11 protein-coding genes are annotated in these 13,787 nt (G+C 61.2%); 5 read left to right on the top strand and 6 right to left on the bottom strand.

All coding sequences use genetic code 11. From position 1 onward, the window contains the following. Positions 1 to 192 precede the first annotated feature (192 nt). Positions 193 to 1,329: a pyridoxal phosphate-dependent aminotransferase gene (locus DXC90_RS00620; protein ID WP_117734319.1), complete on the bottom strand. Its 1,137-nt coding sequence runs from the start codon at positions 1,327 to 1,329 to the stop codon at positions 193 to 195. A gap of 93 nt (positions 1,330 to 1,422) precedes the next feature. Here DXC90_RS00620 and DXC90_RS00615 point away from each other — a divergent pair, with 93 nt between their 5' ends. Continuing rightward, on the top strand, positions 1,423 to 2,085 hold the full coding sequence (locus tag DXC90_RS00615; RefSeq protein WP_117734318.1) for a hypothetical protein: 663 nt from the start codon (positions 1,423 to 1,425) through the stop codon (positions 2,083 to 2,085). A gap of 1 nt (position 2,086) precedes the next feature. Here DXC90_RS00615 and DXC90_RS00610 read toward each other — a convergent pair whose 3' ends face one another. The 5 genes from DXC90_RS00610 to DXC90_RS00590 all read right to left on the bottom strand — a co-directional run bounded on the left by DXC90_RS00610 (position 2,087) and on the right by DXC90_RS00590 (position 9,147). Next, positions 2,087 to 2,650, bottom strand: coding sequence for a uracil-DNA glycosylase family protein (locus DXC90_RS00610; RefSeq protein ID WP_117734317.1), 564 nt, complete (start codon positions 2,648 to 2,650; stop codon positions 2,087 to 2,089). Positions 2,651 to 2,653: 3 nt separating this feature from the next. Further along, the gene (locus tag DXC90_RS00605) at positions 2,654 to 4,030 is read right to left on the bottom strand and encodes an alpha-amylase family glycosyl hydrolase (RefSeq protein WP_117734316.1); all 1,377 of its coding nucleotides are present in this window, start codon (positions 4,028 to 4,030) and stop codon (positions 2,654 to 2,656) included. A 128-nt stretch (positions 4,031 to 4,158) separates the two neighbouring features. Then, a complete protein-coding gene (locus DXC90_RS00600; RefSeq protein ID WP_117734315.1) occupies positions 4,159 to 5,355 on the bottom strand; it encodes an MFS transporter in 1,197 nt (398 codons plus the stop codon). Positions 5,356 to 5,479: 124 nt separating this feature from the next. Next, a complete protein-coding gene (gene feoB / locus DXC90_RS00595) occupies positions 5,480 to 7,891 on the bottom strand; it encodes a ferrous iron transport protein B (RefSeq protein ID WP_117734314.1) in 2,412 nt (803 codons plus the stop codon). Positions 7,892 to 8,244: 353 nt separating this feature from the next. Further along, positions 8,245 to 9,147, bottom strand: coding sequence for an alpha/beta hydrolase (locus DXC90_RS00590; RefSeq protein WP_117734313.1), 903 nt, complete (start codon positions 9,145 to 9,147; stop codon positions 8,245 to 8,247). Positions 9,148 to 9,395: 248 nt separating this feature from the next. Here DXC90_RS00590 and DXC90_RS00585 point away from each other — a divergent pair, with 248 nt between their 5' ends. From DXC90_RS00585 to DXC90_RS00570, 4 genes are all read left to right on the top strand, one after another. Then, positions 9,396 to 9,959 (top strand): PTS glucose transporter subunit IIA, encoded by a 564-nt coding sequence (locus tag DXC90_RS00585; protein ID WP_117734312.1) that lies wholly within the window; start codon positions 9,396 to 9,398, stop codon positions 9,957 to 9,959. Between the two features lie 181 nt (positions 9,960 to 10,140). Next, complete coding sequence (gene asnS / locus DXC90_RS00580) at positions 10,141 to 11,544, top strand: asparagine--tRNA ligase (protein ID WP_117734311.1); 1,404 nt, start codon at positions 10,141 to 10,143, stop codon at positions 11,542 to 11,544. 249 nt (positions 11,545 to 11,793) lie between these two features. After that, the gene (locus tag DXC90_RS00575) at positions 11,794 to 12,582 is read left to right on the top strand and encodes a hypothetical protein (RefSeq protein WP_117734310.1); all 789 of its coding nucleotides are present in this window, start codon (positions 11,794 to 11,796) and stop codon (positions 12,580 to 12,582) included. A gap of 160 nt (positions 12,583 to 12,742) precedes the next feature. Further along, the gene (locus DXC90_RS00570; protein ID WP_117734309.1) at positions 12,743 to 13,723 is read left to right on the top strand and encodes an ABC transporter substrate-binding protein; all 981 of its coding nucleotides are present in this window, start codon (positions 12,743 to 12,745) and stop codon (positions 13,721 to 13,723) included. The last annotated feature ends 64 nt before the right edge of the window (positions 13,724 to 13,787 follow it).

The raw sequence follows: 13,787 nt of genomic DNA, 5'->3' as shown, positions 1-13,787 counted from the left end.
CTCGGTCAAGTCCTGGGCTCGCACGAAGGCCACATTAAGTGGCCTTCGGCTCGTGCGGAATCTACGGAAAACTCGCCCTGCCCCTCCCGGCCGGAGCTACGTTGCCTTTGCTGCGAATCCTCGTGTCCGTTGAGCGACGCGCCCCCCGCATAACCCTTATGTCGGTGGGCTGATGTGTTGCATCCCTGAGGACTACAAAGTCGAAATGAAGGCGGACAGGCGATTTAGGCCTTTGTCTAGGTTTTCGTCGCTTACGCAGTAGCTTAGGCGGATGTGGCCTTCGCAGCCGAAGCAGTCTCCGGGGACTAGGGCTACATTGGCTTCTTTGATGGCTTTGATGCAGAAATCTTCGCTGGTTAGGCCGTACTGTTTGATGCTGGGGAAGGCGTAGAAGGCTCCTGCTGGTTCTACTGCGTCGAGGCCCATGGCGTCTAAGGCTGCGAGTACGCGCTCGCGGCGGGCTCGGTAGACTTCGAGCATGGGGGTTGGGTCGACGGTGAGGGCTCTGGCTGCGGCGTCCATTTCGAAGGAGACGGCACTCGATACTAAGTATTGGTGAGCTTTTGCGATCTCGGCGATGACGGGGGCTGCGGCTGCGAGCCAGCCCAAGCGCCAGCCGGTCATGGCCCAGGGTTTGGAAAAGCTCTCGATGACTACCGTCTGCTCACGCAGCTCCGGGTGACGCTGGGCAAAGCGCTCGTAGCCATCCACATAGACCAGGCGGTTGTAGACGTCGTCGCAGACCACGTAGATGCCCGTCCGCTCCGCCACGTGCGCCACGGCGTCGAGCGAAGCCGCGTTGAGGATACAGCCCGTGGGATTGTTGGGCGAGCAAATGACGATGGCTTTGGTCGCCGGCGTCACGCAAGCACGAAGGGCGTCCTCGTCAATCTGAAATTGTGCGGGCTCCGTGTCCAAAAAGACAGCTTTGGCATGGTTGGCCACGACGATGCTCTCGTACAGGCCAAAGGCCGGTGTGGGGATAATGACCTCGTCACCAGGGTTGAGCATAGCCATGAACGTTGCCGACAGGGCCTCGGTCGCGCCGTCGGTCAGGATGACCTCGTCGGCAGAAAACGTAAGACCCGCGTCGCCCATGTAGGCAGACAGCGCCTCGCGCAGGGCGGGGCGACCGTTGTTGGGCGGATAGTGCGTGTCACCGCGCACCAGCGAGGTAGTCACCTCGGCGCCAATCACATCGGGCGTGGGAAAATCGGGCTCGCCAAGCGCGAGCGCGATGCACCCCGGGTGCTGAGCGGCGAGCGCGTTGATCCGGCGGATGCCGGAAGGCTTGAGCGTGGCAAGCGAGGTATTCATGGGCAGGCGCATGGCGTTCCTTTCGTAAGGGTTGCACTAGGATAGCGCGGCGAGGCGCCGCCAGACGGTGTAACCTAAACGGAAACGAACCGGAAAGGAGGCGGCATGGAGACAGATCCGCAGGGCAATAAGCCCAAAACACTGCAGAAGATTGCATACGTCAGTATTCCCAATAGCGCCGATCTTGAGTTTTTGCTCTGGGACCTGCAGGATGCCATCGCGGCCTATGCCCGGCTTTCCGGCACCGCGCTCCCCCGCCCGGTCGACTTGAAGGCGAATGACGCCGATGCCGCCGTCGATGGCATTGTGCTCGCGATTACGGATAAGCCCAACGATGAGGCGGCATCCGCCGCTCAACAAGCACTCGATCGCTTTGGCAATACGGGAACGCGCGTCTATGTCGTCGTTCAAGCCACCTGTGGGCGCACCGAGGAGGCGCACCGGTATATCGAGTGCCTGCGCCAAGCTTGCGAACTCCGTAGGCTAACGTGGTGCGGCGGCGTTGTCATCTGTGCCGGCAGCGGCATCGCGGCGCTTCACCATTCCCCACGCATGGGACTTCTGCGACGGCCGTTTTCCGAAGCGATGGATAAGCTGGTAGGCGCCGTGCGCATGGGCTGCTCGGTTGAGCACGCCCAACGACTCGGCGGCGGCGACACCGGGGATGTCACAGCAGATGGCGTGGTTTTCGCCAAGCCCGCCGTGCCCACGTCAATCTGGCACGCCATCATCAAACGTCTCGGCACCCGTGCTCAATCAACTATCTAAATTATCGAGCACCCCAGTCAACGGCCTCGCGCCAGCACTCAACGAGGCGCTCCAGGCGCCAGGCCGCGTTAGCGGGACTTGTTGACGGCAATATGACAGCGGGCAGGCCCGTCCGCTCCTGTAGATAGCGCTTGTAGAGGCGCCCCGCCGTGCCACCGTTGCATATTACCTGCTCAATGGACACGTTGCTGGTGATGAGCTCGATGTGTGCCGGCACGACGTTACGAATACTAGCGTCACTCGAGCCCTTGATATCGCAGCTCTCGATCACATCCCACAGGGCTACGCCGCCGTCGAGGAGCATGAATCGCTTGGCGGCAATCGAGGCGTCGAGTGTCGCCGGCGTACCGTCCGCCAAAGGATCGCCCTCATTGGGTGGCACAGGCGCACCGAGGCATGCCGCTATCACGCGCCAAAAGCGGTTCTGAGGGTTGCCATAGTAAAAGGCATTGGCGCGCGAAAGCACCGAGGGGAACGACCCGAGCACCAAAACGCGCGAGTGCCGGTCGAACACGGGCTCAAACCCATGCTCAATATGTTGATAGCCCTCGTCAGACGCAGGCATGGGCTAGACCCTCAGCAGATAACGCACCTCATAGGGCGCAAGCTCAAGCGTGCCCGCCAGCTCGACCGTGGGCGCGTCGTCGGCAAGCAGGTCGACAAAGGACCCGTTGAGCTCGCCGGCTGTAAAGGAATAGGTCTCGTCCACGGCATTCACCGCCACGAGCACCGTGGCGTCGTCGCAGGCACGCTCGAACAGCAGCTGCTTGTTTTGAATCACCACGTTACGGTACGCGCCGTAGTTGAGAGCGCGTGCCGCCGCGTCGTCGGCCGAACGAAGGTGCGCGAGCTGCGTGATGAACGCCGTCAGCTCGTTGGGCGCAGGCGCATTGAGCGCAGGTCGCAGCGCCCAGTCGCCATCGGGGCCGCCCTTTTCGCCAGCAATTCCCCACTCGCTGCCATAGTAGACGCACGGGATTCCCGGCATGCCAAAGAGCATGCCATAGGCGGGACGCAGGCACGACTTGTCGGTGAGGATGCTGGCCAGACGCGGCACGTCGTGGTTGTCGACAAACGACAGCAGGTGTTTGCCGCGGTAGATGCACCACGGGTCGCCGCCAAACTGGCGATGCAGCGAATGGGCGATCTCGAACATATTGACTGAGTTAAAGCTGGAATACAGGCCCTTGTAGCACTCGTAGTTGGTGCAGGAGTCGAGCATCTCGTCGTTGACGATCTGGTTGTAGTCGCCGTGGAGCGTCTCGCCGATCAGTACAAAGTCGGGCTTGAGCTCGCGGGTAAAGGAGCGCAGGCGGCGCATAAAGTCGCGGTCGAGCATGTAGGCGACGTCCAGGCGCAGGCCGTCGATGCCAAAGTCATCGGCCCAACGGCGCACAGACTCGAGCAGGTAATCGACTACGGCAGGATTTTGCAGGTTGAGCTTCACGAGCTCAAAATGGCCCTCCCAGCCCTCATACCAAAAGCCGTCGCCATAGCAGGAATCGCCGTCAAAACTGATGTGGAACCAATCCTTGTAGGGCGAATCCCACTTGCGCTCCTGCACGTCGCGGAATGCCCAGAAGCCGCGGCCCACATGGTTAAAGACGGCATCGAGCACCACGCGTATGCCATGGGCATGCAGCGTCTCGCACACGGCGGCAAAGTCGGCATCTCCACCCAGGCGGCGGTCGATATGGCGCAGGCTGCGCGTATCGTAGCCATGGCCATCGGACTCAAGCGGAGGGTTGATCAACACGGCACCGATACCGAACTCCTGCAGGTAATCGGCCCATTGGGCGATTTTCATGATGGGGGCATCGGGATTGGGCGCGGTACCGGCAGCTTGGAAGAGCTCATCCTCGGCAACAGGCGCGGCGTTTTCGCGCGGAGCCCCGCAAAAGCCCAGCGGATAGATCTGATAGAACGTCGTCTCGTATGCCCACATAACAGCCTCCCGGTAAGCTCAACACAACGACATCCATTGTATGCCCAGCAGGGTAGCTAATTTGGGACGGGGCTTTTTTAGCTACCCAATCCAGTCCGCATTCCGCCGCAACTGATGAGGGGGTGTGGTTAGGCGACAGGCTTTGCGCGGCGTATGGCCGGGAACAGCACGGTGATGGCGAGGATGACGCCCACGACGGCAATCGTGCCGCCCGCGTAGCCGATCCAAGCGATGCCCGGGCCCGACACCACGGCGCCACCAATCGCCGTGCCCGTACCAATACCCAGGTTGAACAGGCCCGAGAAGATCGACATGGCGACAGCCGACGAATCCGCCGGCGTGTACTTGATGAGCTCGGCCTGAAACGCCACGTTAAAGGCCGTGGCGCAGCAGCCCCATAGTGCGCAGACGGCAAGCACCAACACGAGTGCCGAGGCTGCGGGGGCCATAAGCAGCAGAGCCACCGGCACGCCGGAGAGCGTGATAGCCAAGAACGGGAAGCGATGCCCATCGAACAGTCGGCCGAACAGCCAGCTGCCCACCAGACCGGAGCAGCCAAACGCCGTCAGCGTCATGGTGATGGCACCTGCGTCGACGTGCGCGACCTGTGCCAGGAACGGCTCGATATAGCTGTAACCCGCGTAGTAGCCGGTCGCCATAAAGACCGTGACCGCGTAGAGCGCAATCAGGAACGGGTTCTTGAGCAGCTCGGGCAGCTGCTTAACGGTAAAGCGCTCATCCGCCGGCATGGCCGGGAACACCGCGGCCTGGTACACCACCGCGGCGGCAGAAAGGGCACCGACCGCGGCGAACGTCATGCGCCAGCCCACGGCAAGGCCGATAGCGCGGCCGATCGGCAGGCCAAAGATCTGCGCGATAGACGAGCCCGTGGCGATCATGCTGATGGCGAGCGCCCCGTGGCGGGCGTCAACCAGGCGCGAGGCCATAATCGAGGCGACCGACCAGAACACGGCATGTGCGCAAGCGACCACCAGGCGCGCACAGACCAGGATGGGATATGTCGGTGCCACAGCAGACAGGAACTGACCCAGAGAAAACACGGCGAGCACGCCGAGCAGCATCCACTTGAACTCAAAGCGCGAGGCAAACACCATGAGTGGCAGCGACAGCAGCATGACGCCCCAGGCATAGACCGAAATCATGATGCCGGCTTGGGCCTCGGTGAGCGAGAACGACGCGGCGATATCAGTCAGAAGGCCGATGGGCATAAACTCCGACGTGTTGAACACGAACGCGCAACAGGCGAGCCCGATAAGCGGGAGCCACTGCTTGAGCGAGATGCCATCTTGCTTTGTTTGAGCCATATAGGAAAACCTCTCCGATTATCTTGAGCGGTGGGCGATTATATAGCAACGGCCCCGCATCCGTCAGTACAGATGCAGGGCCGAAAACAATTCGATACACAGAGGTTGCGCCGTCAATACATAACTAAGCCAACCCCAGCAATATGCCCGCCGAATGCACGACAAACGCCACGATCCAGGCGACTGCCACCTGAAACGCGAACACGGCAACGGCATAGCGCGCGCCCAACTCGCTCTTGACGGCGCCGATTGCCGCCACACAAGGCGGGTACAGCAGTGTAAAGACCAGGAACACGTAGGCGGTAAACGGCGAGAACATGGTCGACAGTGCCGCGGGCGAGGTTGTACCCAAAAGCACCGTGAGGGTCGAGATAACGCTCTCCTTGGCGATAAGTCCAGTAACAAGCGCCGTGGATGCACGCCAGTCGCCAAACCCAAGCGGCGTCAGCGCCGGTGCGATAATGCTACCCAGACCGGCAAGTAGGCTCTGCGACTGATCGGCGACCACATTAAAGCGAATGTCGAACGTCTGAAGAAACCAGATGACCACGGTAGCGGCAAAGATAATGGTAAAGGCCTTGGTAATAAAGTCCTTGGCCTTATCCCATGCCAGCATCACCGTCGTCTTGACGCTCGGTAGGCGGTAATTGGGAAGCTCCATGATAAACGGCACCGGGTCGCCCTTAAATGCCGTGCGGTTAAGCACCAAAGCCGCGATGCAACCAACCGCAATGCCGATCAGATAAAGCGAGACCATAGCGGGAACCGTCGCCTGTGGGAAAAACGCCCCGCACAGCAGACCGTAGACCGGCAGCTTGGCCGAGCAGCTCATAAACGGCGTGAGCATGACCGTCATCTTGCGGTCGTGCTCGGACGGCAACGTGCGGGTCGACATGATAGCCGGCACGGTGCAGCCAAAACCGACGAGCATGGGCACGAAGCTGCGACCCGACAGGCCAAAGCGGCGCAGCACCTTATCCATGACAAAGGCCACGCGCGCCATGTAGCCCGAGTCCTCCAAAATAGAGAGGAACAAGAAGAGCACGACGATGATCGGCAGGAAGGTGAGCACGCTGCCCACGCCTGTGAGCACGCCGTCGACAGCCAGCGAGCGCACCACGTCGTTGGTGCCGAACGCTTTGAGGCCCGCATCGGCCGAAGCGATGATGGCAGCGATGCCGTCCTCCATGAGTCCCTGCAGCGCTGCGCCAATCACGCCAAACGTCAGCCAAAAGACGAGGCCCATAATTACCAGGAACGCCGGAATGGCCGTATAACGGCCCGTCAGGATACGATCGATCTTGACGGAGCGCACGTGTTCGCGGCTCTCATGCGGCTTGACGACGCAATGCCCGCACACGTCACCGATAAAGCTAAAGCGCATGTCGGCCAGCGCGGACAGGCGGTCGGTGCCGGCCTCGCCCTCCATCTGGGTAATGATGTGCTCGATGGCGTCAAGCTCGTTACGGTCCAGGTGAAGCGCCTCGGTTACCAGCTCGTCGCCCTCAACCAGCTTGGTCGCCGCAAAACGCACCGGGATATGCGCCGTCGCGGCATGGTCCTCGATAAGGTTGGCAATGCCGTGGATGCAGCGATGCAGCGCACCGCCGTCCGAGCCATCGGGCGCACAGAAGTCCAGGCGACCGGGGCGCTCACGGAACCGCGCCACGTGCAAGGCATGATCCACCAACTCGCCGATGCCCTCGTTGCGGGCAGCGCTAATGGGGACAACAGGCACGCCCAACAGGCTCTCGAGCAGGTTGACGTCCACGGCGCCGCCATTGGCCGTCACCTCGTCCATCATGTTGAGCGCGATGACCATGGGGCGATCGAGCTCCATAAGTTGCAGCGTCAGGTACAGGTTGCGCTCGATGTTGGTGGCGTCGATGATGTCGATGATGGCGTCGGGATGCTCGTCCAGGATAAACTGACGGCTCACAATCTCTTCGCCCGTGTACGGCGACAGGGAGTAAATGCCGGGCAGGTCGGTAACGCTCGCCTCGGGATGGTTGCGGATGGTGCCGTCTTTGCGGTCGACCGTCACGCCGGGAAAGTTACCGACGTGCTGGTTGGAGCCCGTCAGTTGGTTGAACAGCGTGGTCTTGCCGCAGTTTTGGTTGCCGGCGAGGGCAAAGTGCAGCGGCGCGCCCTCAGGCACGGCCGTCTTTGCCGCGCGGGGCGAATACGTCCCCTCGCCGAGGGCCGGATGCTCCGTCGTGCCGATTGCGGCGTTAGCGCGCGGACCCGTATCGGTGTCGTGAATACCCACGAGCTCGATGCGAGCGGCATCGTCCTTACGCAGCGTCAGCTCGTAGCCACGCAGGCGGATCTCGAGCGGGTCACCCATGGGGGCGTACTTCATCATGGTGACTTCGGTGCCCGGCGTTAGACCCATGTCCAAAATATGCTGTCGGAGTGCCTGATCGTCCGATGCCACCGATGCGACAACGGCGTCCTTTCCAATCTCGAGCGTATCGAGCTTCACGTCCGTGTTCCTCCCCCGGCGCCCACAGGGCGTTGTATTTATGTTCACCATGGCTAACCGTTTGCCATGGCTAACCAATTGTAACCATGCATGATAGCGCGAACACACAACGACGTTCAATCAACAGATCGGTGCAAGGACCGTCCCCAAGTGCCGGCACAAAAGGAACGTCCCCGAGTGCCAAGTGCCGCAAGAGTGTCCCTTTCGACTAGTCGCTTAAGAACGTCCCCAATGACTACCTCGATGTTCTTGGAACCGACAGCGAAAACCCGCCAGAGCGAGCAAGGTGCCTTGAAGCGAGGCGGCATTGACCTTCTGGTCATGCCGCCGAAGTTGAAAGGCAGATTGCCGCCCTGGCGGGCTTGCAGCGTCGAGCAGTTGCGGCGTTTGGTAAAACGCCGCAACTAAAACCCGTGGCGCTCGAGGAAGCGGAAGGCTAGACGAATCCAAGGACGGACCGCCACCTGCTTGTCCTCGTTGTCGGCTGCGGTGTTGGCGTTGCCGAGCGAAAGGCCGTGGCCGCCCTGGTCAAAGACGTGCATCTCGCATGCGACGCCCTCCTCGGCCATGCGCTGTGCAAACGGGTAGACCTGCGCGATCGGCGCCGTCTTGTCGTCGGACACGCCCCACACAAAGGTCGGCGGCATCTGGCGCGAAACATGCGTGGTGGGGCAGATGTCGGCCAAGTGTTCGTCGGTTGCCTCACCGCCCGTCACCATCGACAGGTAGTCGTTAAGCAAATCACGCCCCGTCTTGCCGCCCGTCTTGGGCACGCGCAGGTCAATGCGCGGATCGCGCGTCTGCATGTCGCGCACATAGGCAAGGTCGAGCAATGGATAGCCCAGCACCACGGCGTCGGGGCGAATATCATCCGGACGCACCCCGGCAAGCACCGCAAAGGGACCGGTCTTCCACTGCGTTGCTAACGAGGCACAAATCATGCCGCCCGCCGAAAAGCCCACGACGCACACGCGCTTGGGGTCGACATGCCATTCGTCGGCATTAGCGCGCACCGTGGCGACCATCTTGGCAAGATCGGCCTGCGGGTGCGGAAAACTCACGTCGCCCGTGCCGCTTGTCACATAGTTGAGCACAATAGCCTGGTACCCGTGATCCAAAAACGCAAACGCCACCGGATCTTGCTCATGCGGAGCGATGTGCGTAAACGCGCCTCCGCCGCAGATGATCGCTGCCGGGCGACGACCATTAGGCTTATCGGGCAGCGGCTCGGCGCCCAAATAGGTAAACGTCGCCGGATATTCCTCAGTCGGCTCCTCGCCCCACAGTGCATGACTCTCGATAATCAATTGGTGCTCCCTTCGCGCAATTCGTGCGCACTATTTTTTCGTCCTCAAGCGTACCCCAGTTGGACCCACGGCGCAGAAACACTCCCGCAATAAGTTCCCTTTCAACTGATATATCACATAATCCCAGCTCAGCACTATCGTTTCACAGCGTAAAATAGGGACGCTGACCGTGCCGGGAAACACATACGTAACGTTTCCGGCTACATTACACGCGTGCAACAGGCGCGCTTGATACGTTGGAGGCAACTATGGGTCTGCTCGATTCGCTCAAGTCCACGTTCACTTCGTCGGGCGAGGCGTCCGTTCCGCCCTCAGCAAGCTTCGCTACCCGCGAAGGCGTCATCTATGCCCCTGTCAACGGCGTACTCGTCAATCTGGACGAGGTTCCCGACGAGACCATCGCCGCGGGCATGCTCGGTCAGGGCTATGGCATCGAGCCCATCACCGACACCATCTATGCGCCCGCCAACGGCCGCATCGGCGCCACCACCGTCACCAACCACTCCATCGGCATGATCACCGAGGACGGTCTTCGCGTGTTCATCCATGTTGGCCTGGGCACCGTGGAAATGAACGGCAAGGGTTTTGCCCGCTTTGTCGAGATGGGCGATGTGGTCAAGGCAGGCCAGCCGCTCATCAGCTTCGACCGCGAGGCCATTAAGGCCGCCGGTCACGAGGACATCGTGACCGTCATCGTCTCCGAGCTCGATCGTCTTAAGAGCATCGACCATGTCGGCGAGTCTGGAACGCTTATCGGCGGCAACCCGCTCGTCAAGCTTGGCGACCCGCTGCTGGTAGCCAAGACCAAGTAGCCAGGCCCCGTGCCACACAGCCAAAAGGCACCTCGTCAAACGCCCGCGACCATTTGGCCGCGGGCGCTTTTCGTTTGAAAAACCATCCCGCCAATGCCTTATCTGTATAGCCCAAATGAGCCGAGCTGCTAGAATATCGAACTGTATGGATAACTATCATTCAACCGCTATGGGAGGATACGTGAACCGCACCAAAATCGCGCAGCTCTATGCCGATGCCGAGTCGCTCGGCGGCCAGACCGTCACTGTCGCCGGCTGGGTCAAGTCCGTCCGCGACATGAAGAACTTTGGCTTTGTTACGCTCAACGACGGCAGCTGCTTCCGCGACCTGCAGGTCGTCATGAACCGCGAGGCGCTCGACAACTACGACGAGATCGCCCACCAAAACGTCTCGGCCGCACTCATTTGCACTGGCACCGTCAAGCTGACCCCCGATGCGCCCCAGCCCTTCGAGCTTTCCGCCACCTCCATCGAGATCGAGGGCACGAGCGCCCCGGATTACCCGCTGCAGAAGAAGCGCGCAACCGTCGAGTTCCTGCGCACCCAGCAGCACCTGCGCCCGCGCACTAACCTGTTCCGCGCCGTGTTCCGCATCCGCTCTGTCGCGGCTGCCGCCATCCACCGCTTCTTCCAGGAGCAGGGCTTTGTCTACGTCAACACCCCCATCATCACCACGAGTGACTGCGAGGGCGCCGGCGAGATGTTCCGCGTGACCACGCTCGACCCCAAAAATCCGCCCCTCACCGAGTCCGGCGAGGTCGACTGGAGCCAGGACTTCTTTGGTAAGCATGCGAGCCTCACCGTGTCCGGTCAGCTCAATGCCGAGAACTTTGCCATGGCCTTTGGCGACGTGTACACCTTTGGCCCCACCTTCCGCGCCGAGAACTCCAACACCACGCGCCACGCCGCCGAGTTTTGGATGATCGAGCCCGAGATGGCCTTCGCCGACCTTAACGACTACATGGATAACGCCGAGGCCATGCTCAAGTACGTCCTTAAGGACGTTATGGCCACCTGCCCCGACGAGCTCAACATGCTCAACAAGTTTGTGGACAAGGGCCTGATCGAGCGCCTGGACCACGTGGCAAACTCCGACTTTGCCCGCGTTACCTACACCGAGGCCGTCGAGATCCTGGAGCAGGCCGTCGCCGCGGGTCACCAGTTTGACTATCCCGTGAGCTGGGGCATCGACCTGCAGACCGAGCACGAGCGTTTCCTGACCGAAGAGCACTTTAAGCGCCCGACCTTCGTAACCGACTACCCTGCCGAGATCAAGGCGTTCTACATGCGCATGAACGAGGACGGCAAGACCGTCGCCGCCGCCGACTGCCTGGTTCCCGGTATCGGCGAGATTATCGGCGGCTCCCAGCGCGAGGAGCGCCTGGATCTGCTCGAGGCCCGCATCAAGGACCTGGGTATGAATCCCGAGCAATACAAGTACTACCTTGACCTGCGCCGCTACGGTTCCTGCAAGCACGCCGGCTACGGTCTGGGCTTCGAGCGCTTGGTGATGTACCTCACCGGCGTGGGCAACATCCGCGACGTCCTGCCGCACCCGCGTACCGTGGGCAACGCCGACTTCTAATCGCCACAGCGCCACCCAGCGCGTTACAGCACATCGCGTCAGCGCCTCTCGGCAAGCCGAGGGGCGCTTTTTTCAACAGCATCCGTCAAGCTTTTGGCAAGTTTTTGGTTAGTTGAGCAGGGCTGTTGAAAACTCGACCCGCCGCTTGCCGACAACTACCGACCGCCCAGAGCGCCCTGCGCCCCTAGGCAAGCCCCGCGTCCTAGGCTCCGTACCGTCGCCACCCAAAATGGAAAGGACGTGGGCGTTATGACCGAAGCCGTTGTTGAAAACTATGAGACCACGACCAGAGGCGCCGCCTCGATGGCGGCCTATCGCGCCGTGCGCATCCTGCAGCTCTTGAGCGAAAACACCGGCGAAGACAAGGCATTGCTTTCCGATGAGTTAATCGAGCACCTCGCCCATCCCGATGACCCCACCCGCATGCCCATCTCGGCGGCGCGGCGCAGCATCTACACCTCGATATCCGCGCTTCGTCACGCCGGATACGAAATCGACTACAAACGCGGCGTGGGCTACAAACTTCTTACCCGCCCGCTCACCGATGAAGAGATCATCCGGCTCCACGGCATGGTCATGCGCAACCGCTCCACGCCTATCGCTATCCGCAAGAGCATGGCGCAGCATTTAGTTGCCATGGCGAGTGCCGACGTTCGCGACTACCTCGATACACCCGAACCCGCTCCAAGCGCAAGCAGCAAGGCTACCAAGGCAACACGCACGCCCATCAAGCGCATCGACACGTGCGAGCTCATCGAGCAGGCCATCGACCACGGAACGACCGTCAGCTTTGATATCTCGAGTACCCTCGCCCGTGGCGCAACCGAAGCGGTGCGGATGACGCTCCGACCCTTTGCCATCAGGCAGCGCGATGGCATCTCGTATCTGCTGGGAACGGTCTACGACGCCCGAGGCACCGACGATACGCTGCGCACCGTCGAGATCACCCGTATGAGAAACGTCAGCACGCGCCTCCTTGACGGCAAGAAACTCTTTGCCGCCCTGGACGAGGATGATGACGCCGTCTCCGCCGCATAAGCATCTCCGTCACCCATTCGACTACCCGTACCGCCTATCCGGTTCTGTATTAAAAAACCCGCCAGGCTGTTGTAAAAATGGACATCGGCGTTACTATAGTTCCACTTGCACTTTGTCCCAGTGCAGTGTTTCCAGCCATTTTTATACTGGGGGTAATGATATGAAGGACATCACCATCAGCCGCAGGAGCCTTCTGGTCTCCGCCGGCCTGCTCGCGCTCGCCCCGCTCGCCGGATGCGGCGGCAACTCTGGTTCCGGCTCTGCTGCCGCCGGTTCCGACTACACCATCGGCGTTCTGCAGCTCACCGAGCACTCCGCACTCGATGCCGCCAACAACGGCTTTGTCAAGGCCATCAAGAAAAGCGGCCTTAAGGTCAAGATCGACCAGAAGAACGCCCAGAACGACCAGTCCACGTGTAAGTCCATCGCCGACAAGTTCGTGGGCGATGGCGTCGACCTGATCTACGCCATCGCCACGCCCGCCGCACAGGCTGCTGCCGGTGCCACGGCGGATATCCCCATCGTGGGCTGCGCCATCACCGACTACGCCGCCTCCGGCCTGGTCCAGGACAACGACAGGCCCGGCACCAACGTCACCGGCGCCTCCGACCTTACCCCGGTCGCCGAGCAACTCGAGATGATGCAGAAGGTCCTGCCCGACGTAAAGAAGGTCGGCCTGCTCTACTGCACCGCCGAGTCCAACTCCGACGTCCAAATCAAGGCCGCCAAGAAGGAACTCGACAAGCTTGGCCTGGAGTACACCGACTTCACCGTCTCGAGCTCCAACGAGATCCAGTCCGTCGTCGAGTCCGCCGTGGGCAAGGTCGACGCGCTCTACTCCCCCACCGACAACACCATCGCCGCGGGCGCTTCGCAGGTCGGTCAGATCTGCAAGGAGAACAAGCTCCCCTTCGTTACCGGCGAGGAGGGCATGTGCAAGGCCGGCGGTCTGTTCACCCTCTCCATCAACTATGAGGACCTGGGCTATGCCGCGGGCGAGATGGCCGTTAAGATCCTGAAGGGCGAGGCCAAGCCCGAGGATATGGCTATCGAGCACCTCTCGAGCAAGGACTTGGTCGTCGTCAAGAACGACGAGATGGCCGAGGTGCTGGGCATCGACCTTTCCGCCCTGGACGAGTAGCGCCATGCGCCATAACGCATCTAGGGTTCGTTCTCGCACTATAGCTGCGTTATTCAATATCTGA

It is taken from the genome of Collinsella sp. TF09-1AT, from assembly GCF_003436895.1.
GTDB lineage: Bacteria > Actinomycetota > Coriobacteriia > Coriobacteriales > Coriobacteriaceae > Collinsella.
This window is presented reverse-complemented; position numbering and strand designations above follow the sequence as displayed.

What these genes read in the sequence shown, in the direction of transcription:
- DXC90_RS00620 (WP_117734319.1), bottom strand. Translation starts at nt 1,329, where the DNA reads ATGCGCCTGCCCATGAATACCTCGCTTGCCACGCTCAAGCCTTCCGGC.
- DXC90_RS00585 (WP_117734312.1), top strand. Translation starts at nt 9,396, where the DNA reads ATGGGTCTGCTCGATTCGCTCAAGTCCACGTTCACTTCGTCGGGCGAG.
- DXC90_RS00605 (WP_117734316.1), bottom strand. Translation starts at nt 4,030, where the DNA reads ATGTGGGCATACGAGACGACGTTCTATCAGATCTATCCGCTGGGCTTT.
- DXC90_RS00600 (WP_117734315.1), bottom strand. Translation starts at nt 5,355, where the DNA reads ATGGCTCAAACAAAGCAAGATGGCATCTCGCTCAAGCAGTGGCTCCCG.
- DXC90_RS00610 (WP_117734317.1), bottom strand. Translation starts at nt 2,650, where the DNA reads ATGCCTGCGTCTGACGAGGGCTATCAACATATTGAGCATGGGTTTGAG.
- DXC90_RS00570 (WP_117734309.1), top strand. Translation starts at nt 12,743, where the DNA reads ATGAAGGACATCACCATCAGCCGCAGGAGCCTTCTGGTCTCCGCCGGC.
- DXC90_RS00615 (WP_117734318.1), top strand. Translation starts at nt 1,423, where the DNA reads ATGGAGACAGATCCGCAGGGCAATAAGCCCAAAACACTGCAGAAGATT.
- feoB (WP_117734314.1), bottom strand. Translation starts at nt 7,891, where the DNA reads ATGGTGAACATAAATACAACGCCCTGTGGGCGCCGGGGGAGGAACACG.
- DXC90_RS00575 (WP_117734310.1), top strand. Translation starts at nt 11,794, where the DNA reads ATGACCGAAGCCGTTGTTGAAAACTATGAGACCACGACCAGAGGCGCC.